This window comes from Ruegeria sp. CJ3, from assembly GCF_056536725.1.
The window spans coordinates 102,524-121,004 of record NZ_JBQFQE010000009.1 but is presented as its reverse complement, the minus strand read 5'-3'; the positions used below and the strand labels follow the sequence as shown (position 1 = coordinate 121,004).

At 59.7% G+C, this 18,481-nt stretch carries 16 protein-coding genes; 13 read left to right on the top strand and 3 right to left on the bottom strand.

Annotation, left to right across the window (positions count from 1 at the left end; genetic code table 11):
* The first annotated feature begins 141 nt into the window (after nt 1-141).
* Nucleotides 142-930, top strand: coding sequence for an IclR family transcriptional regulator (locus tag ACR0J1_RS15970; protein WP_480733677.1), 789 nt, complete (start codon nt 142-144; stop codon nt 928-930).
* 144 nt (nt 931-1,074) lie between these two features.
* Nucleotides 1,075-2,802: a M28 family metallopeptidase gene (locus ACR0J1_RS15965; protein WP_480733678.1), complete on the top strand. Its 1,728-nt coding sequence runs from the start codon at nt 1,075-1,077 to the stop codon at nt 2,800-2,802.
* A gap of 99 nt (nt 2,803-2,901) precedes the next feature.
* Here the strand turns inward: ACR0J1_RS15965 and ACR0J1_RS15960 are convergent, their stop codons facing one another.
* Nucleotides 2,902-3,681 (bottom strand): XRE family transcriptional regulator, encoded by a 780-nt coding sequence (locus tag ACR0J1_RS15960; RefSeq protein ID WP_480733679.1) that lies wholly within the window; start codon nt 3,679-3,681, stop codon nt 2,902-2,904.
* A 224-nt stretch (nt 3,682-3,905) separates the two neighbouring features.
* Here ACR0J1_RS15960 and ACR0J1_RS15955 point away from each other — a divergent pair, with 224 nt between their 5' ends.
* Genes ACR0J1_RS15955 through ACR0J1_RS15930 form a run of 6 tightly spaced genes read left to right on the top strand, consistent with a single transcriptional unit; the run spans nt 3,906 to nt 10,900 of the window.
* Entirely contained in the window at nt 3,906-5,468 is a 1,563-nt protein-coding gene (locus ACR0J1_RS15955; protein ID WP_480733681.1) for an ABC transporter substrate-binding protein, read from the top strand.
* Between the two features lie 15 nt (nt 5,469-5,483).
* On the top strand, nt 5,484-6,422 hold the full coding sequence (locus ACR0J1_RS15950; protein ID WP_480733682.1) for an ABC transporter permease: 939 nt from the start codon (nt 5,484-5,486) through the stop codon (nt 6,420-6,422).
* Between the two features lie 10 nt (nt 6,423-6,432).
* A complete protein-coding gene (locus ACR0J1_RS15945) occupies nt 6,433-7,290 on the top strand; it encodes an ABC transporter permease (RefSeq protein WP_480522141.1) in 858 nt (285 codons plus the stop codon).
* Complete coding sequence (locus ACR0J1_RS15940; RefSeq protein ID WP_480734540.1) at nt 7,287-8,267, top strand: ABC transporter ATP-binding protein; 981 nt, start codon at nt 7,287-7,289, stop codon at nt 8,265-8,267. The genes ACR0J1_RS15945 and ACR0J1_RS15940 overlap by 4 nt, the downstream gene beginning before the upstream one ends.
* Nucleotides 8,264-9,184: an oligopeptide/dipeptide ABC transporter ATP-binding protein gene (locus ACR0J1_RS15935; protein ID WP_480734389.1), complete on the top strand. Its 921-nt coding sequence runs from the start codon at nt 8,264-8,266 to the stop codon at nt 9,182-9,184. The genes ACR0J1_RS15940 and ACR0J1_RS15935 overlap by 4 nt, the downstream gene beginning before the upstream one ends.
* 15 nt (nt 9,185-9,199) lie before the next feature.
* Nucleotides 9,200-10,900 carry an amidohydrolase gene (locus ACR0J1_RS15930; protein ID WP_480734388.1) on the top strand — a complete coding sequence of 567 codons (1,701 nt, stop codon included), beginning with the start codon at nt 9,200-9,202 and terminating at the stop codon, nt 10,898-10,900.
* A 147-nt stretch (nt 10,901-11,047) separates the two neighbouring features.
* Here the strand turns inward: ACR0J1_RS15930 and ACR0J1_RS15925 are convergent, their stop codons facing one another.
* Both ACR0J1_RS15925 and ACR0J1_RS15920 read right to left on the bottom strand, forming a co-directional pair.
* Nucleotides 11,048-11,782 carry a response regulator transcription factor gene (locus ACR0J1_RS15925; RefSeq protein ID WP_480734387.1) on the bottom strand — a complete coding sequence of 245 codons (735 nt, stop codon included), beginning with the start codon at nt 11,780-11,782 and terminating at the stop codon, nt 11,048-11,050.
* A complete protein-coding gene (locus tag ACR0J1_RS15920) occupies nt 11,779-12,969 on the bottom strand; it encodes a GAF domain-containing sensor histidine kinase (RefSeq protein ID WP_480734386.1) in 1,191 nt (396 codons plus the stop codon). The genes ACR0J1_RS15925 and ACR0J1_RS15920 overlap by 4 nt, the downstream gene beginning before the upstream one ends.
* 222 nt (nt 12,970-13,191) lie before the next feature.
* Here ACR0J1_RS15920 and ACR0J1_RS15915 point away from each other — a divergent pair, with 222 nt between their 5' ends.
* From ACR0J1_RS15915 to ACR0J1_RS15895, 5 genes are read left to right on the top strand one after another with little or no spacing between them, the layout of a single operon-like run.
* Nucleotides 13,192-14,205 carry a substrate-binding domain-containing protein gene (locus ACR0J1_RS15915; RefSeq protein WP_480734385.1) on the top strand — a complete coding sequence of 338 codons (1,014 nt, stop codon included), beginning with the start codon at nt 13,192-13,194 and terminating at the stop codon, nt 14,203-14,205.
* 3 nt (nt 14,206-14,208) lie between these two features.
* A complete protein-coding gene (locus tag ACR0J1_RS15910; protein ID WP_480734384.1) occupies nt 14,209-15,681 on the top strand; it encodes a sugar ABC transporter ATP-binding protein in 1,473 nt (490 codons plus the stop codon).
* Nucleotides 15,678-16,604 (top strand): ABC transporter permease, encoded by a 927-nt coding sequence (locus ACR0J1_RS15905; protein WP_480734383.1) that lies wholly within the window; start codon nt 15,678-15,680, stop codon nt 16,602-16,604. The genes ACR0J1_RS15910 and ACR0J1_RS15905 overlap by 4 nt, the downstream gene beginning before the upstream one ends.
* The gene (locus ACR0J1_RS15900) at nt 16,601-17,578 is read left to right on the top strand and encodes an ABC transporter permease (protein WP_480734382.1); all 978 of its coding nucleotides are present in this window, start codon (nt 16,601-16,603) and stop codon (nt 17,576-17,578) included. The genes ACR0J1_RS15905 and ACR0J1_RS15900 overlap by 4 nt, the downstream gene beginning before the upstream one ends.
* On the top strand, nt 17,575-18,480 hold the full coding sequence (locus tag ACR0J1_RS15895; protein WP_480734381.1) for an SMP-30/gluconolactonase/LRE family protein: 906 nt from the start codon (nt 17,575-17,577) through the stop codon (nt 18,478-18,480). The genes ACR0J1_RS15900 and ACR0J1_RS15895 overlap by 4 nt, the downstream gene beginning before the upstream one ends.
* The last annotated feature ends 1 nt before the right edge of the window (nt 18,481 follow it).

Sequence of the window (18,481 nt, the reverse complement as noted above, 5' to 3'; positions counted from 1 at the left end):
AATGTGCAACACCTTTTCTTTATGGACGCCCGATCAAGCTGATGCTGTGAGCGATTATTGTTTTACTCAATGAAACAGGTTTGCTATCGTTCATTCAGTAAAACACAGATTCGTTTAAAAGCAAGAGAGTCGAAGTCACCGATGTCGCAAGAAACCACCGAAGCGGCCCCCGGGCGAAAATCTTACCGGATCGATGCGGTGGCCCGTGCCCTGCGTGTGATGGAGGCTTTGGCCGAAACGCCGGGGATCGGTGCAACGGCTTTGGCAGAACAGCTTGGTCTGACCAAGTCAATTGTCTTTCGTCTTTTGCAGACGCTGGAAGAGGATGGCTATGTCCAGCGCGACGAGGAACGGGCAATTTACTCGCTGGGCTATCGCGTGGCACTGTTAGGAGAGCGCGTGGGGCGGGAAGGCGCGTTGTTGCAGGTCGCCCGCCCGGTGATGGACGCGTTGCGTGACGACACGGGTGAAAACGTCAACCTGGTAATCCGCGAGGCGACCGCGTCGGTCGCCATTGCAACGCGCGAGGGGCTCCACAGTATAAGGCTTTTTGCGCAGTTGGGCCGACGCGGGCCGCTGCATGCCGGTGGTGCATCGATGCTACTGCTAGCCTATGCAGAACCCAGTATCCGCGACAGTGTTCTGGCCAGCGAGCTTGAGCAGTTCAGCCCGCATACCATCACCGACCCGGAGCGTCTGCGCGAGGTTTTGCTGCTGATCAGGGCGAACGGATACAACGTAGCGATCAACGATCTGGACGATGGGGCCTTCTCGGTCGCGGCGCCGATACAGAACAGTGCGGGCGAAATTATCGCTGGTATCTCCGTGGCGGGTGCGTCTGTTCGGCTCGATGAAGTGCGCCGTGCAAGCTACATTGAAAAGGCTGTGGCAGCGGCCAATGAGATCTCAGAAAAGCTGACATTGGGCTGATCCGAGTTGTACTAAAAGTTTCAGGTTGTTCCCAATTCATACCGTCTGACGCGCCAGGACAGGGGTCTTGCGCGGAATCAGTTTGTCTGTCTATGTTTTATTTATTGCGACAACGTTTCACTGAATAAAACATTGGAGAGGCCCATGATCCCTGAAGAAACTGCCCTGCTTGATCAGGTCACAATCGACGAACCCTGGGCCCTTGTCGAAAGCTTCTCGACCTTCAAGCGGGAACACCCCGACGACGTCAATCGCGGCATGGATGAGGTTGTGAGCCGGCTGACCAAACACGGGGTCGACGTGAAAGTGCACGAACCGGACCTGTTCCTCAGCCTGCCCGGTGAAGCCCGAGTTGAGGCCGCGGGCGTCACCTATCGCGCCAAGCCGCCTGCCTTCAGTGCCAACGCTCCAAGCGGATTCAGCGGGCCGCTGGTCTATATCCGCGGCACGACCAACATGGATGAAGAGGACGCCTTTGAAAGCCAGCTTGAGGCCGGGCCGGAAATGGAGGGGCGGGTGCGCGGCAAGATCGTTCTGACCGAAGGCTTCGCCAGTCCCGCGATTATCTCTTTGATGGAAGGGTGCGGCGCGGTCGGTGTGATTGCGATCAATCCCGGTGTCGACATTCACTGGGGCATCTGCACCACGATCTGGGGCATCCCCAGCGCAAGCGATTTGCACCGCAAGCCATCGATTCCGGCGGCGGCGGTGAATATGGAAAGCGGCAAAGCGCTGATCGAACTCGCCAAAGCGGGGGGCGAGGCGACGATCTTCACCGAGATGGAAGAGGGCTGGTTCCGCTCAAAGCTGCCCGAAATCACCATTCCCGGCAGCGAAGAGCCGAACAAATACGTGTTGCTGCACGGTCATCTGGACAGTTGGGATGTGGGCGTCGGCGACAACGCCACCGGCGATGCGACAATGTTGGAGGTGGCGCGGGTCCTCTGGGCCAATCGAGACAAGCTGCGGCGCACGGTCAAGATATGCTGGTGGCCGGGGCATTCTACGGGTCGTTATGCGGGATCGACATGGTATTCGGATACCTTCGCGCTCGATCTTGACGAGAACTGTGTGGCGCAGGTGAATTGTGACAGCCCCGGTTGCCGGTGGGCGACCGAGTTCATCAATGTCTCGGTCATGTCCGAAGCCCATGATTTCCTTGCCAATGTCATCCAGGATGTCGCGGGCAAAACACTGCATTCCGAGCGCCCACACCGGGCGGGGGACTATTCCTTCAACGATATCGGCATATCCAGCTACCTGATGCTGTCTTCGGCGATGACCGACGCCCATCGGGAAGAGCTTGGATATTACGCTGTGGGGGGGTGCGGCATGAACATCGCCTGGCATACCGAGAACGATACGCTAGAGATTGCGGATAAAGATATCCTGTTGCGCGACATCAAGGTCTACTTGCTGGCAATTTTTCGCAATGCAAATGCGGGCGTTCTGCCAATGGACTGGCGCGCGACTGCGCGGGAATTTCAAGCGACGATTGCCGAATATCAAACGCAAGCTGGCGATTGCTTTGACCTTTCGGGGCCAGCCGCAGCCGTTGATGGCCTGCTGACGGACCTTGAAACGTTTTACGAGCGGGCCCATGCCGGAGAGATTCCGGAAACTGCAGCCAATGCGATCATCCAGGATCTTGCCCGCATTCTGGTGCCGTTGAATTTCAATCGCTCTGATCGTTTCAGGCATGACCCGGCCCTGACTATTCCGCCACTTCCTGCTCTGGAAGAGGCGACAAAGATTGCCGCAAGACCCGAAACGCTTCGTGGCTTTTCCCGAACCGAATTGGTCCGAGGTCAGAACCATGTGATTGCCGGGATAAGGAGCGCTCGGAACAGAATAAAAGCTGGGCTGGGATAGCATCGGACACAATCCGGCCTGCAGAAAACTCAAGCCTTGGATTTCCACAGCAAGATGCAGGAGCTTGCAGTTGATCTGTTCTTTGCCCGAGCGAGCCCGCTACGTTAGAAGGGTTCCCTCGTTCTCTGTCAGGAACCGTCTGATCTGAGGTTCAATCCTTGCACTGGAGTTTGGATATACACCTGTCTTGCTTACCGCCTCTCGCGCTGAGGTCGCATTGCTGATGCGTTTCCAGATGGTGGGTGATGAAAAAGGCGCCAGCCGCGGCCGTGTCGCGACGCCTGTGGTTAGCCCTTTGATATGAACAATCTGCTGACGATGGGCGGGGTAGAGGATCGTTTCGGACAAAAAGCCGTCATCGCTGAAAGCGCGTTCGAAAATGTAGATCCGGTTGCCGCGATATGCGGCCAGACCCGAGTAACGTGTCCGCTGTCGGATGTTGCCATTGGCATCCGTGGCGCGTTCAAAACTGTGAGTGACGACATATCCGTCCTGTTCCCGCAGCCAGATCAGGGTTCGCAGAATGCCGCCCTCCCACGTGGGAGTACGAAAATGCCCGTGATAAAACCCCAGATAGCGGCGCAGGCCCCGGGCCTGATCCCGAAACACGTCACCTATCAGTTGTTCCGGAACACGGCGCGTAACCTTGTTCTGACGGATATGTCTTGCATGAAACGTGTCATGAGGCAGCAATAGCTCTGCCTCGGCAATGCTGAAAAACCCAGCGATACGGCGCAAGTTAAAGGCCGAAGGCAGCCCGCCACCGTTCAAATATCGGTTAAACTGCTGGCGGTTGATTCCAATCTCGCGGCAGACGGCTGATATGCTGGCAAAGCGCGCGCAAAGCGCCCGCAGGTTTTTTGAAAAATCCTCGGCCATTGGTCCTGCTTCTTACACTGGTTGCTGCAGTTGTGCGTAAACATACATACAATAGCATAAACTCGCTTACTTTCAACATGCCCCTCGATCGTGGTTATTTGCCCTAAAGCTGCGCATGAGACCGGGTGTCATGCGTATGCAATCAGAAAGCGGCAGAATGGCGGATGCGGGGTTTGGTCCCACGCTGCACACAGCACGGCCCGGAAAGCCAAAGGGAGAACGACATGAAAATGAAATGGATGCAGGCGCCGCTGGATCGGCGCGGATTTCTGAAAACGGCCGCCGCATTGGGTGCAAGCTCGGCGCTTACTGGCGTTTGGCCGGGGCGGGCGATCGCGGCAGAAGACGGGGTTCTGCGCATCCGTTCGTATCGTGACATGCAGACGCTGGACCCGGCGCATTCCGAAGGCCAGAGCGATGAACAGATTCAGGCCCCGATCTATAACAAACTGATCCAGTATAAACCCGGCACCGAATGGGATTGGCAGCTGGACGCCGCGGCCATGATCGAACAGGCTGACCCGACCCATATCAAATTCGCGCTGCGCGATGATATCGGATTTACCAACGGTTTCGGCGCAATGACGGCGGAGGACGTGAAGTTCTCGTTCGAGCGTATCATCGACGAGGCCACCGGCAGCCCGAACAAGCCGGATATGGGCCCGCTCAGCCATGTCGAGGTGACAGGCGAACGGGAAGGGACCATTGTTCTGAACGATCCCTTTGCGCCGCTCTGGTCCATTGCGCTGCCATATATCACCGGCAATATCGTGTCGAAAGCGGCGGTTGAGGCCGCGGGCGGGCGTATCGGTACCGATCCGGTGGCAGAGTCTGGCCCTTATCTGCGGTCGGCCTGGAACCCGAAGGAAAAGACGGTGCTGACCCGCAACCCCGACTGGAAAGGGGATGCTCCGGCCTGGGAGACGATCGAGATTCTGCCGATCGACGATGAAAACACCGCCGAGATCGCCTTTGAAGCCGGTGAACTGGATTTGACGCGCGTCTCATTGGGTTCGGTCGAGCGCTATAGGGCAGGGGTACCCAATGGTGGGACGCTGATCGAGAACCCGTCGCTGTACTATGTCTGGCTGGGCATGAACATGGATCACCCCAAGCTGCAGAACAAGAAGCTGCGGCAGGCCATTCAACATGCCATCGATGTGCCGACCATTCTTGAGGCGGCGTATTTCGGGGCGGCTGAGCCATCGACCGGGATCATCGCGCCGGGGCTGACCGGCAACCGCACTAACAGTCTGGTTCCGCCGCAGGCCGATTTTGCCAAAGCAGCTGAATTGCTGGCGGAATCCGGTGAAACCAACGTGACCCTGACGCTGGATATCCTCAACAAGACCACCTACAGCACCATTGCGCAGATCATTCAGGCAACCTTGGGTCAAATTGGCATCACGGTTGAGGTGAATGTACTGGAATCGGGGGCGTTCTGGGCCAGTGGTGACAACGAGAATCTGCAACTGATCCTGAACCGGTTCTCGATGACCCCCGACCCCTATTACGCAACCGCATGGTTCACCACCGAACAGGCAGGTGTCTGGAACTGGGAACGCTTCCGCAGCGAAGAGTTCGATGCCGTCCACGACGCAGCCTTCCGCGAGACCGATCTGGCAAAGCGTGCCGAGATGTACCAACGCGCACAGGATCTGATGGAGGAAAGCGGTGCGTATCGGTTCATCACCCATGAGGCGACACCGATCATCCACACCTCACGGATTGTGCCTGCATTGCGGCCCGATGGCACCACGCTGCTGCGATATTTCGGCAAATCCTGATCAAGTGGGGCCGCAATGGCGTTTTATGTCCTCAGACGGTTCGCCCTTGCGGCCCTGATCCTTGTGGTTGCCGTCACCGCGATGTTTCTGATGATCCGCGCGGTGCCTGGCGATCCGGTCCAGATCATGCTGGGCCCGCGCGCCACGCCCGAACTTCAGGCGCGGCTGACGGCCGAGTTGGGGTTGGACCAGCCGATCTGGAACCAGTTGCTGATTTTCTATGGCAACCTGCTGCACGGTGATCTGGGCGTTGACGTATTCTCGGGCCGTCCCGTCACCCAGATCGTGTTTCAGCAATTGCCGTTCACGCTGGAACTGATCTTTGCCTCGATCCTGTGGTCTGCAGTGTTGGGGATTGCAATGGGGGCCTACGCGGCGGCGCATCCAAATACGCTGATCGACCGGATCGCAGCGGCTGTCTCGGTCAGTTTCGTGGCTGCCCCGTCCTTTGTTATTGCGCTTCTGTCGCTGCTCGTCTTTGCGGTGCATCTGCAATGGTTTCCGGCCATCGGAGTGGGGGACGGGTTTGTCGACAGGCTGTATCACGTCGCCCTTCCGGCCTTCGCCATCGGGCTTAGCTGGGTCGGATACATTGCGCGGCTGGTGCGCGCCTCGATGCTTGAGGTGTTGGGCGAAAGCCATATCCGAACAGCCCGCGCCTTTGGCCTGCGCGAGCAGAGGATCGTCATGGTCTACGCCCTGCGCATCGCCATCCTGCCGGTTGTCACCGTGATCGGCGTGGGAATGGGATTCCTGCTCAGCTCTGCGGTGTTTGCCGAGATCGTGTTTGCCCGCCCCGGGTTGGGCAAGCTGGTGATCGATTCCATTACCACGCGGAACTATCCGATTGTCATGGGCTCGGTCCTGGTGTCGACCGCGTTGTTTGTTCTGTCGACCGCTTTGGCGGATCTGATCAATGCCTGGTTGGACCCGCGGGCGCGGACGGCAGGCTGAGGGGGCAGGGATGACCAAACCAAGATCGGAACTGTCCACCATTCTGCGCGGGGTGGCCCGCGATCCACTGGGCCTTGCCGGGCTGATCATCGTCGGCACCATCGTGTTCTGCGCCCTGTTTGCAGCTTGGATCGTACCTTATGACCCGGTTGCGCTGAACGTGACCCACCGGTTGCAAGGCCCCTCGGCCGAGCATTTGCTGGGCACGGACCAGTTGGGCCGCGATACGTTCAGCCGGGTGATCATGGGCGGGCAGGTGGCGCTGAAAGTGGCTTTGCCTGCGGTATTCGGTGCGATGGTAATCGGGCTGACGCTGGGAATGATCGCAGGCTACGGGCCGAAGTGGTTGGACAACCTGCTGATGCTGTTCTTTGATACCATCCGCTCGTTCCCGACGGTCATGTTCGCGCTGGCGGTGGTCGCGCTGGTCGGGCCGAGCCTACAAACGGTGGTGTTTGTGGTCATGGCGACCTCGATCCCCACCTATGGCCGGGTGGCGCGCACGCAGACGCTGACCTTGCGCAATTCCGAGTTCATTCTGGCCGAGCGGTCGATGGGCGCCAGCATCTTCCGCATCCTCGGGGTGCATATGCTGCCCAATATCATCGGCGTGCTGGCCGTTCTGGCGGCGATGGACATCCCCACGGTGATCGCGCTTGAGGCGGGGCTGTCCTTTCTGGGCCTGGGGGTCAAGCCGCCGACTCCAAGCTGGGGTTCGCTGCTGAAGGACGGGTATGCATTGATCCGGCAGACGCCATGGCTGGTGGTCGCCGGTGGTCTGCCAATCATTCTGGCCACGCTGGGCTTTACCTTTCTGGGCGAGTCCCTGCGCGATGTGGTCGATCCCAAACTGAGGAAACAGCGATGAGCACCCCTTTGCTCGAAATTGACGGCCTCAGCGTCGACTACGAAACGGTCCGGGGTGATCTGAAAGCCCTGCGCGATATCACGTTCGACATCCAACCGGGCGAAATCGTGGGCATCGTCGGCGAATCCGGCTGCGGTAAGTCCACGCTGATTTCCTCGATCCTGCGCCTGACCGCACCAAATACGCGGTTCCGGCGGGGCGAAATCCGGTTCAAAGGGCGCGATCTGCTGGCCCTGTCCGAACGCCAGATGCGGGCGTTGCGGGGCGACGATATCTCGATCGTGTTTCAGGACCCGATGCAGACCCACAACCCGGTGCTGTCCATCGGGCAGCAGATGCTGGACATCCAGCACCGCTCGGGCGCGTCGAAATCCGAAAAACGCGCGCGGGCCGCAAAGATGCTGGGGGCTGTCGGTATTCCGGACCCCGAGGCCCGGCTGGCGCAGTTCCCGCATGAGTTCTCGGGCGGGATGCGGCAGCGCATCGCCATTGCCATGGCGCTGATGTCAGAACCCGATCTTCTGATTGCCGATGAACCTACAACAGCACTGGACGCCACGCTTGAGGTGCAGATCATTGAGCGGCTGAAAGACCTGCAACAGGATTTCGGCTGCGCGATCCTGTTCATCTCGCACCATCTCGGGGTGATCGCAGAGCTGTGTGATCGGGTGGTGGTGATGTACGCAGGCGCCGTTGTGGAGAGCGGCGAGGTACGTGAAATTTTCCACCACCCGAAACACCCTTATACCCGCCGTCTGATCGACTGCGATCCGGGGCATATCAAGACCCGAGCGCGCGTGTTGCCGACCATTCCGGGCGAGGTGCCCGATCTGGCCAATCTGCCCGGCGGCTGCATTTTCCGCGACCGTTGCGATCAGGCTCTGCCGCGCTGCGTCAGTGATGTCCCACCGCTCGAGCAGGTGCAGCAAGGCCATCTGGCCGCCTGCTGGCTGAACCATGCGGAGGCCACGACATGAGCCTGCTTGAGGTGCAGAACCTGCAAACCAGTTATGGCCGCATCAATGTCTTGGCTGGGGTAAGCTTTCGCGTTGATCAGGGCGAAACCTATGCTCTGGTGGGCGAAAGCGGCTCGGGCAAGACCACCGTGATCCGCGCGATTGCAGGGCTGGCCCCGGCACAGGCGGGCAGTGTCCGGTTTGACGGGCAAGAGATACGCGGCCTGCCAGAACGTGCGCTGCGCCCGCTGCGCAAGGACATTGCGATGATGTTTCAGGACCCGGTTGGCAGCCTGTCGCCGCGCCTGACCATCGGCAGCCTGATCACCGAGCCTTACCGGATTCAGGGCCTGAAAGACCGCGATCTGCGGGCCGAGGCGCGGCGGCTGCTGGAAATGGTCAACCTGCCCGCGGATTTCGCCGATCGCTACCCTTACCAGCTGTCGGGCGGGCAGGCGCGGCGTGTTGGTGTGGCTCGTGCGCTGGCGCTGGAACCGCGCTTGATCTTGGCAGATGAACCCACCGCCGGGTTGGATGTGTCGGTTCAGGGCGAATTGCTGAACTTGCTGAACGACCTGCGTGAAAGGCTGGGGCTGGCAATGGTGATCATCACCCACAACCTGAACGTGGTACGCCATGTGGCGGACCGCATGGGCATCATGTATCTGGGTCGACTGGTCGAGGAAGGCACGACCGAGGCGATTTTTGACACCCCCCGCCACCCCTATACCCGCTGCCTGTTGTCGGCCAATCCCGAACCCGACCCCGACGCGCGGCTGGAGCGAATTGCGCTGAAAGGCGAACCGCCTAGTCTGCTGAACCGCCCCTCGGGCTGCGAGTTCCGCGAGCGCTGTCCGGTGGCCGCCGATATCTGCATGCAGATCCCCGTCTGGGAACAGACCGATGGCCACGGTTTGCGCTGCCTGAAACCGTTTTGAAGTGACGAGACACATATGACGAAGCCGAACGTGAAACTGTTTTTCAACGGGCCGATCCTGACTATGGACGCGCAGAACCCGGAATGCGAGGCTTTGCTCACACGGGGCGGGCAGATCGCTGCGGTCGGGTCCGAGGCGGACTTGCGCAAGCAAATGCCTATGAGCACGCAAGAGGTTGATCTGGAAGGGCAGACTCTGATGCCCGCCTTCATTGATCCGCACGGGCATTTCCCTGATTCCGGATTTGTCGAACTGTTCCGCGTCGAGCTTTCGGCGCCGCCACGCGGCGATTGCCCGGACATTCCCACCGCGCTGCGCCGCCTCGCGGACCGCGCCAAGGAAACACCTGCCGGTGAATGGGTTATGGGTGTCTTGTTTGACAACACAGCCATTGCCGAGCGGCGTATGCCCACCCGTGCCGAGCTGGACGCGGTATCGCGCGATCATCCGATCTGGGTCATCCATGCCTCGGGCCACAACGGTGTTGCGAACTCGGCCGCGCTGGCGTTTCTGGGTGTCGATGCGCATTCACCAGACCCAGTCGGAGGGCGTTTTGATCGCGACCCCGAGACCGGAGAACTGACCGGCCTGATCGAAGGTCTGTCTGCGATGGGGCCTTTGGGCGAAACCTGTTTCCTGATCGACCGCACGCGGTTCCTGCAAGGATGCGCCGCCGCCCGCGACGAATATCTGCAGCATGGTGTGACGTTTGCCCAGAATGCCTGGGTCAATGCCGAGCTACTGGAGCATTTCGCTGCGCTGGCCGCGGAAGGCGATCCGGGCATCGGCCTGATGCTTTTGCCTATCGCGGAACTCGAACCCGCACTGTCCGAGGGACAGGCCGAGGTGGACTGGCAAGACACCCCGCATGTCCGCACCGGACCGCGCAAACTGTTCTCGGATGGTTCGTTCCAGTTACAAACCGCATTCCTGAGTGAACCCTATCACGAGGTTCGCAAGCCCGATTGCCCCAATGGTATGCCTTATATGGATCCGGACCTGTTCCGATCCGAGGTCATCCGCCTGCACAGGCTTGGTTTTCAGGTCCACTGCCACTGCAACGGCGACGCCGGGGCCGAGATGTTCATCGATGCAGTTGAGGCGGCACTACTCGACACCCCACGCAACGATCACCGGCATACCGTTATCCACGGGCAGGTCTTGCGCGACGATCAGCTACAACGGATGGCCCGACTTGGTATGACGGTCAGTTTCTTTTCGGCCCATGTGCATTTCTGGGGCGACAGGCATTATGACACGATCATGGGTCCCGAACGCGCCAACCGCCTGACCCCGGCTGGATCAGCCGAACGGTTCGGGGTGCGCTTCACCCTGCACAATGACGCTTCGGTTACGCCAACACGCCCCCTACATCTGGCGCATTGCGCGGTGAACCGCCTGACGGCGTCGGGGCGTCGGCTGGGGCCAGATCAGGGGATTTCGGTGATGTCAGCGCTTAAGGCGCAGACAATCGATGCGGCCTGGCAAGTCTTTCTCGAAGATGAACGCGGATCAATCGAGCCAGGTAAAGTGGCCGATTTGACGGTGTTGTCTCAGAATCCACTGATGGAATCGCAACGCCTGCAAGAGATCACGGTCACGCGGACCTATCGGCATGGGGAGCTTGTTTTTGAACGAGATGCCACCCCAGCAAGCAAAGACAGCTGCAACAACTCAGGGCTGCACATGGGTGGGCCGCGCCGCTCCATGAATTGATGATTCTGTTCGATCAAGTGTCTGAACCACCCGGTTTTGATGCTATAGTGGCGGCTTCTACGCCGACGAGACGCCCGCCGCCGCATCGAGATGAGCCGTTAACAAGTTGGGCCTAAAAAACTTCGCGACGGCATTCTGCAAAGATGGTTACGCACCATGCGTCTGGACTTTTGGCAACCACTGGCTGACTTCCCGCTCGGCCACGGTGATCGCTTCGGTGTTCAGGATTTGCGCCCGTATCGCCTTGGATACGGCCCTGACGCGCTTGTTGATCGTTATGTCAGCATCACCGACTGGCAGATCGCTCACGTCCAGTTTCTCATAGATCGACAACAGACGGTTTTGCACCGTGCGCAGTGCGAGTTTTTGGCGTTGCGCGATCGCTTTATCCGACAGCCCCAACGACAGATCAGTCAGTATCGCCAGTTCCACTTCGGTCAGCGCTTCGCCCGCGCGGTTCTGATCGCGCTGGATTTGGTGGATCTCGCGATCGACGACGATTTGGGCCTCGATCAGAACAGCGCGCAACGCTAAATGCATGCGCGATGGGCTCGCGGTTTTCAGGACATATCCATAAGCGGCCTCTTTCGGGACGATCCGGGTGATGCCGCGCAAATATGCCTCGTCCGAGTAGTTGGACCAGAACAGAATACGCGTTGCGGGCCGTTCCGCCCAGATCGTTCTGGCGGCCTCGATCCCGTTGCGTTCCTTCATGCGCAGATCCATGACAATGGCTTCGACCGCGTTTTGACGGGCCTGTAGCTCTCCTTCGCGCCCGTTGGTCGCAAGGCTGATATCTGTGGCTTCGGGCAGGGCCTCTGAGACCATTTCCCTGAGGTAGTTCGCGTGCATGGCGTCATCTTCAACCAACAGGACTTTCATACCGCCACCTCAGCTTTTGGGCATTCCGAGGCAGGCAGGCTGACCACGATCTCGGTGCCGTGGGATTGCGAGATTGCAAAATGCGCACCGATCAATTGGGCCCGCGTGCGCATATGGGTCAAGCCGCCGGATGTCCTAAGCCGCCCGGGCGGGCTCGCCCCGATCCCGTCGTCGGTAACACGCAGGTGCAGGCCACCTCTGCAGTGGATCTCCACTAATATCTTGCTGGCTTGCGCATGGCGGACGGCATTGTTGATGCCCTCTTGCGCGATGCGGAACAACGCGATCCGTTTGGTCTGAGGCAACTGATCGATCAGGCCGTCGGACAGATCGCGCACGTCGATGTCGATGCCCTGATCCGCTCCGATTGCGCGTTCAAGATGCGTCCGGACCGCGTGTTGAAACCCGAAGAGTTCCAGCAGGGACGGGATCGACATATCGATGATGCCCCGCAAATCCTGAATGCAGCTTTGCATGCTGTCCTGTAGCGCTTCGATGTCTTGTCGTGATTTGCACCGCTCAAGATCGCGGCTTATGCGGGTCAGGTCGGCCAGCGTCTGGTCATGCAGGTCCATTCCGATGCGCTGACGTTCAAGCTCCAGTGTGTCGGTCAGACTGGATGCACCTTGCCGCAACCCTTCTTCGCGGGCTTGCACTTCTGCGCGCATAATCGCCTCGCGCTTGGCCTGTTCTGTGGCGCGCAGGGCATAGAAATAGGGGGCTAGGATGTCCGCGATATTGCGCACCTGCTCGACGGCTTGTTCGTCGTAGAAATCGGGTTTTTGGGACGAACAGTTCAACGCCCCAATCGTACGCCCCAGCACTTTCATCGCCACGTTCACCCGGCTGCGCATCTTGTGCCGAATGATCGGCCCGGCATCCGCGCCTTCGAACACGTATCGTGGATCCTCCAGAGCATTGCCGGTCAGCAGGCTGTCGCATCGCCCAAGCAAGATATCCCGTACCGGAGAAACCTCGGCAGGAGCCCGGGTGCGGCTCCAACTGGTATGCAGACCGACCTCATAGCTGGTGTTCAGCGTGCCTTCTTCATCGATCAGGCAGACGTCCAGATGATCGACCTCAAGTATCCTGTCGATCTCGGATTTGACCGAGCGCAAAGCGGATTTGATGTCCAGGTTGCCGGCCAGGTGGTTGGAAATCCGCAAGTAATAAGCAAGGTCTGCCATCTGCGCGCCCTTTCGAAACCGGCCTCAGGCGTCCGGCAAAGCTGACTATATCGCTGGCTCAGCAGCATGTCATGCGGATTGCCGCAGCGAATTTGCGGGAACCCGCAAGCTTTGCGCGCGTCGTACTCTTACACAATCGCCGCGCCCGGTGAATCCTTACGCTGCCGGCTTGAGAAGGCGGGCGCAATTTGTGCGGCGGTTGGGCCGCTCAGGGAGGAAAAGATGACACTGAAGGCCATATTGCTCGGCGCTGTTGCCGGGACCACCGTATTTGCTGCATCTGGCGTCGCGGCGGATACGTCGGACAAACGCATTGCTCTGTCGAACAACTATGCCGGAAACTCGTGGCGTCAGGCGATGTTAGAAAGCTGGCAAAAGAACGGGGACGCCGCTGTTGCGGATGGTGTTGTCGCTGCAGCTGATGCGTTCACGACCTCGGAAAATCAGGCCACCGAACAAGCGGCGCAAATTCAGAACATGATCCTGCAGGGCTATGATGCCATCGTCATCAACGCAGCCTCGCCCACGGCCATCAACGGCGCGGTCAAGGCGGCCTGTGATGCGGGCATTACCGTGGTGTCCTTTGACGGCATCGTGCAGGAACCCTGCGCTTGGCGCATCGCGGTCGACTTTCAGCAAATGGGCCGCGAGCAGGTGAAATATCTGGCTGAGCGCTATCCGGACGGCGGCAACCTGCTGGAAATCCGCGGTCTGGCGGGTGTGTTCGTGGATGATGAGATCAGTGCGGGCATTCATGATGAAGTCGCCAACAGCAATTTCGAAATCGTAGGCTCGGTCCACGGTGACTGGGCGCAGGATGTGGCGCAAAAGGCTGTTGCTGGTATTCTGCCCAGCCTGCCCGAAATCGTGGGCGTGGTGACCCAGGGTGGTGACGGCTATGGTGCAGCGCAAGCCATCGGAGCGACTGACCGGTCGATGCCGACCATCGTAATGGGCAACCGTCAGGACGAATTGCAATGGTGGTCCGAGGAAAAGGCTGCAAACGGGTACGAGACGACCTCGTTGTCGATTGCACCGGGTGTCAGCACGCTGGCTTTCTGGGTCGCGCAGCAGGTTCTGGATGGGGCCGATGTTCCCAAGGATCTGACCGTTCCTTTCCTGACGATCCAACAGGATGAGCTGGAAGAGGCGCTGAAGACCACGCCCAAAGGCTCGGTCGCCAATGTCGAATATACGTTGGATGAGGCGAAGGCCGTTATCTCGGCGGCTCAGTAATCCATGACCAAGACCCAAACGATACCCGGCGCATCAGATGCGCCGGTTGTCACGCTGGATGGGGCGAATATGTCCTTCGGCCCTGTCCACGCGCTGCGCGCCGCGTCGATATCTGTCGGCGCGGGCGAATGTGTTGGGCTGGTGGGTCATAACGGCGCTGGCAAGTCGACTCTGGCGAATGTGATCAATGGGCGGCTGACGCAAACCGGTGGGTCGGTCGCATATCGCGGCGAGGACGCGGCTCTGCGAAACAGCCAGAACGCGCAGAGCGCCGGGGTTCGCAGCGTGTTTCAGGAACTGTCCTTGTGCCCCAACCTGACCGTTTTGGAAAACCTGCGCATTCCCTATCGCAACATGCCCCGCAAAGGCTGGCGTCGTGTAGCCCAGCAGAGAATTATCGCCGCGCTGGATCTGGTCTTTCCGGGCCATGGTATCCGCGCGCATGCAACCGTTGGCGATCTGACAATCGCCGAACGTCAAATGGTCGAGATCGCAATTGCCTTTGCCGAGCGCGATCGCGAACCCAGCCTTGTTATTCTGGATGAGCCGACATCCTCGCTGGATGCGGCCATAGCCCGGCAGTTGCTGGATCACATCAAACGGTTCTGTGCATCGGGCGGGGCCGTTTTGTTCATCTCTCACATGATGGGTGAGATTTTTGAGGTCGCGACGCGGATCGTCATCATGAAGGACGGCCAGATCGTAGATGACCAACCGGCGCAGGCCTTTACCCGCAGCAGCATCGTCGATGCGATGGGCCATGTTGCGCCGGATCATGATGAGGCGGAACAGGCGCGCGCGAACCGCCCCCTGGGGGAGGAGGTGATCCGAGCCCAGAATGGCCTGAACGCCCGCAAGGGCGAGATCGTCGGGCTGGCCGGATTGGCCGGGCACGGGCAGGCTGAAGCCTTGGCGCAGATTTTCTTTGACCATTCCTCGGTCTGGAAGACACCGAAACAGCCCGAGGTGGTTTTTGTGGCCGGGGACCGGTCGCGCGATGGGGTGATGCCGCTGTGGTCGATCCTGAGAAACCTGTCCTTAACCACGCTGCCCGAGTTCAGTCGTAAGATCATGGTGGATCGCGGCAATGAGGCCGGGCTGGTGCAAAACTGGAAAGAGCGGATTGGCATTCGAACCGATAACCTGCTGAACCCGATCCTGTCGCTGTCGGGTGGCAATCAGCAAAAGGTTCTGTTTGCCCGCGCGCTGGCCTCAAGCGCGCCGATTGTGGTGATGGATGACCCGATGCGCGGCGTGGATGTGGGCACCAAGAAAGAAGTCTATCAAATGATTCAGGACGAGGCGGCTAAAGGGCGCAGCTTCCTTTGGTACTCGACCGAGACGGATGAGATTCTGGAATGCGACCGGGTTTTTGTCTTTCGCGCGGGCCAGATCGCGGCAGAGCTGACCGGTGACGAGATTTCCGAAGAAAACATACTGCGCGCCTCGTTCGAAATGCAGGAGGCCGCTGAATGACCGCCGACCGTATGCGCCTGTTGCTGCCGGTTCTGTCGCTGGCTGTCTTGCTGGGTGCCGTGTTCTACCTGCAACCCCGCGCGATGAGCTATTTTGGTCTGAACCTGCTCTTCAATCTGGCCATCCCTGTGGCCCTGGCGACGATTGCACAGATGATGATCATCATGGTCAACGATATCGACCTGTCGATTGGCACTTTTGTCAGTTTCTGCGCCTGTGTCACCGCCACCTATGTGCATGACACGCCGTTGCTGGGCTATGCCATCCTTGCCGCCGCCATTCTGGCCTATGCGGGCCTGGGTGCACTGATCCAGCTGCGCGGCCTGCCTGCGATTGTTGTCACGCTGGGCATGTCCTTTGTCTGGGGCGGGCTTGCCGTGCTGATCCTGCCTTCGCCCGGCGGGGCTTCACCCGAGTGGCTGAAGACGCTGATGAACCTCAAGACACCATTAGTGCCCATTGCCGTCATAGCGCCGCTGGTCATTGCCTTTGCCGTGCATCTGCTGATCAAACGATCCTGGGTCGGAGTAATTCTGCAAGGCGTCGGCGGAAATGAACGCGCGATGGAGCGGGCAGGGTGGTCCGTCGTCAAACTGCGGGCCGGGGCCTATGGGCTGGCCGGATTGTTTGGTGTGCTTGCGGGTATGTGTCTGGTCGGGCTGACGACAGCGGCGGATGCCAATATCGCGCTGCGCTATACGCTCTTGTCGATTGCCGGGGTGATCCTTGGGGGCGGCGAGTTTGTGGGCGGCCGTATCTCACCCTTCGGGGCTGTGATCGGGGCGCTGACGCTGACGCTGGCTGCAAGCTTTCTGTCTTTTCTGCGCCTGTCGCCGGATTGGCAGATCGGTGCGCAGGGTGCGATCCTGATCCTTGTGCTGGCCGTGCGGCTGCTGTTTGTGCGCAGGGGGGCGACCGCATGACGGATGAGACGACCACCGTAGCGCCGCGATGCAACCCTGCGCGCGCGTTTCTGCGAAAGCCCTGGCTCTGGGCTTATGTGGCGGCGGCGCTGACCTTCGGCGCGACCTCGATGCTGGCCGGATCGGGGGCGGGGTCGCTGCTCTATGCGGCGCTGACCTTTGCGTCCTTTTCGGCCATTGTCGGAATTGGGCAGATGCTGGTGATCACCTTAGGTCCGGGAAATGTCGACCTGTCGATCCCGGCGTCGATGACACTGGCTGCCACGCTTGCATTGAAATTCATGGACACGCAGACGGGGCTGATCCTGCCGGGGTTGCTGGTTGCCATCGGCGTTGGCGTCGGTTGTGGCGTGATGAACTTCGCGCTGATCCTGCTACTGCGGATCCCGCCGATCATCGCGACGCTGTCGGCGTCTTTCATCTATCAATCGCTGGCGATCTGGTCGAACAGGGGCCTGCGGATCAAACCGCCCGAGCCGCTGGCCGATTTCGCCACCGGGGGAACGCTGGGGGTGCCCAACGTGGCGTTGGTCGGGGTCGCGCTGGCGGTGTTGGCGTGGCTTGTGCTGGAACGCGCCATCGCCGGTCGCTGGATTTCCGCCATTGGCCAGAACCTGCGCGCCGCCCGGCTGAGCGGTGTTCCCGTCAACGCGGTGCGCTTTGCGGTCTATGTGAACTCTGCCGTCTGTGCCGCGTTGGCCGGGTTTCTACTGGCCAGTTTTTCCGGCGGCGCAAACCTGAACATGGGCACCGAATACATGCTGATGTCCATCGCCGTGGTCGTGATCGGAGGGTCCTCGATCGGCGGAGGCAACTCGAACGTGCCCGGCATCTGGGGGGCGGCGCTGTTCATGTTCCTGATTGTCTCGATGCTGAACTCTTACGGGTTGGGGGCAGGCATCAGGCTTATTTTGACCGGTCTGGTGATCGTTGGCGTCGTCACACTGGCCAATCGCAAAGGATATGACGCATGACCCAAGCAGCGCTCTACGATGTTGTCCGGCCTGAGTTCAATGATCTGATCCATGCCAATCTTGCGATGTCCCGGATTTCAACCGGGCATGTCTGGACCGAAGGCCCGGTCTGGTTTCCCGCACATAATACGCTGCTGTTTTCGGACATTCCAAACCAACGTATCTGCCGTTGGACACCTGATGGGGGCACCGGTGTGTTCCGCGCAGCATCCAATTATGCCAATGGCAATACCCGTGACCCGCTGGGCCGTCTGGTGACCTGTCAGCACGGCACCCGATCGGTTGTCCGTACCGAGCATGACGGCAGCCAGACAGTTCTGGCCGACAGGTATGACGGCAAACGTTTGAATTCACCCAACGATGTGGTGGTGCATTCAGACGGGTCCATCTGGTTCTCGGACCCGACCTACGGAATCCTCTCCGATCTGGAAGGGCATCAAGCTGAGCCTGAGCAGGATGGAAACTATGTGTATCGCTTGGCTCGGGATGGGTCTTCGCTGAGGTCGGTGGCTGATGGTTTTGTTCAACCCAACGGGCTGGCGTTTTCCAAAGACGAAACACGGCTTTATGTTGCCGAGTCCGGCAGCAGCCACGACGCTTCGGTCCCTTCGATCCTGAAAGCATTTGATGTTTTGCCAGATGGCAGCCTGACCAACGGACGCCGCTTTGCCGAGATCGACAATGGGCTGCCTGATGGTCTGAGGGTGGATAGGCATGACAATATCTGGTGCTCTGCCGGGGACGGAGTGCATGTGTTTTCCCCGTCCGGCGACCTGCTGGGCAAGGTTCTGGTGCCGGAAAGGGTCGCCAACCTGACCTTTGGCGGTGAACGCGGCAACGTACTGTTCATCACCGCGACCACGTCTGTCTATTCGCTCTTTGTGAATACAGCGGGCTGCTAGC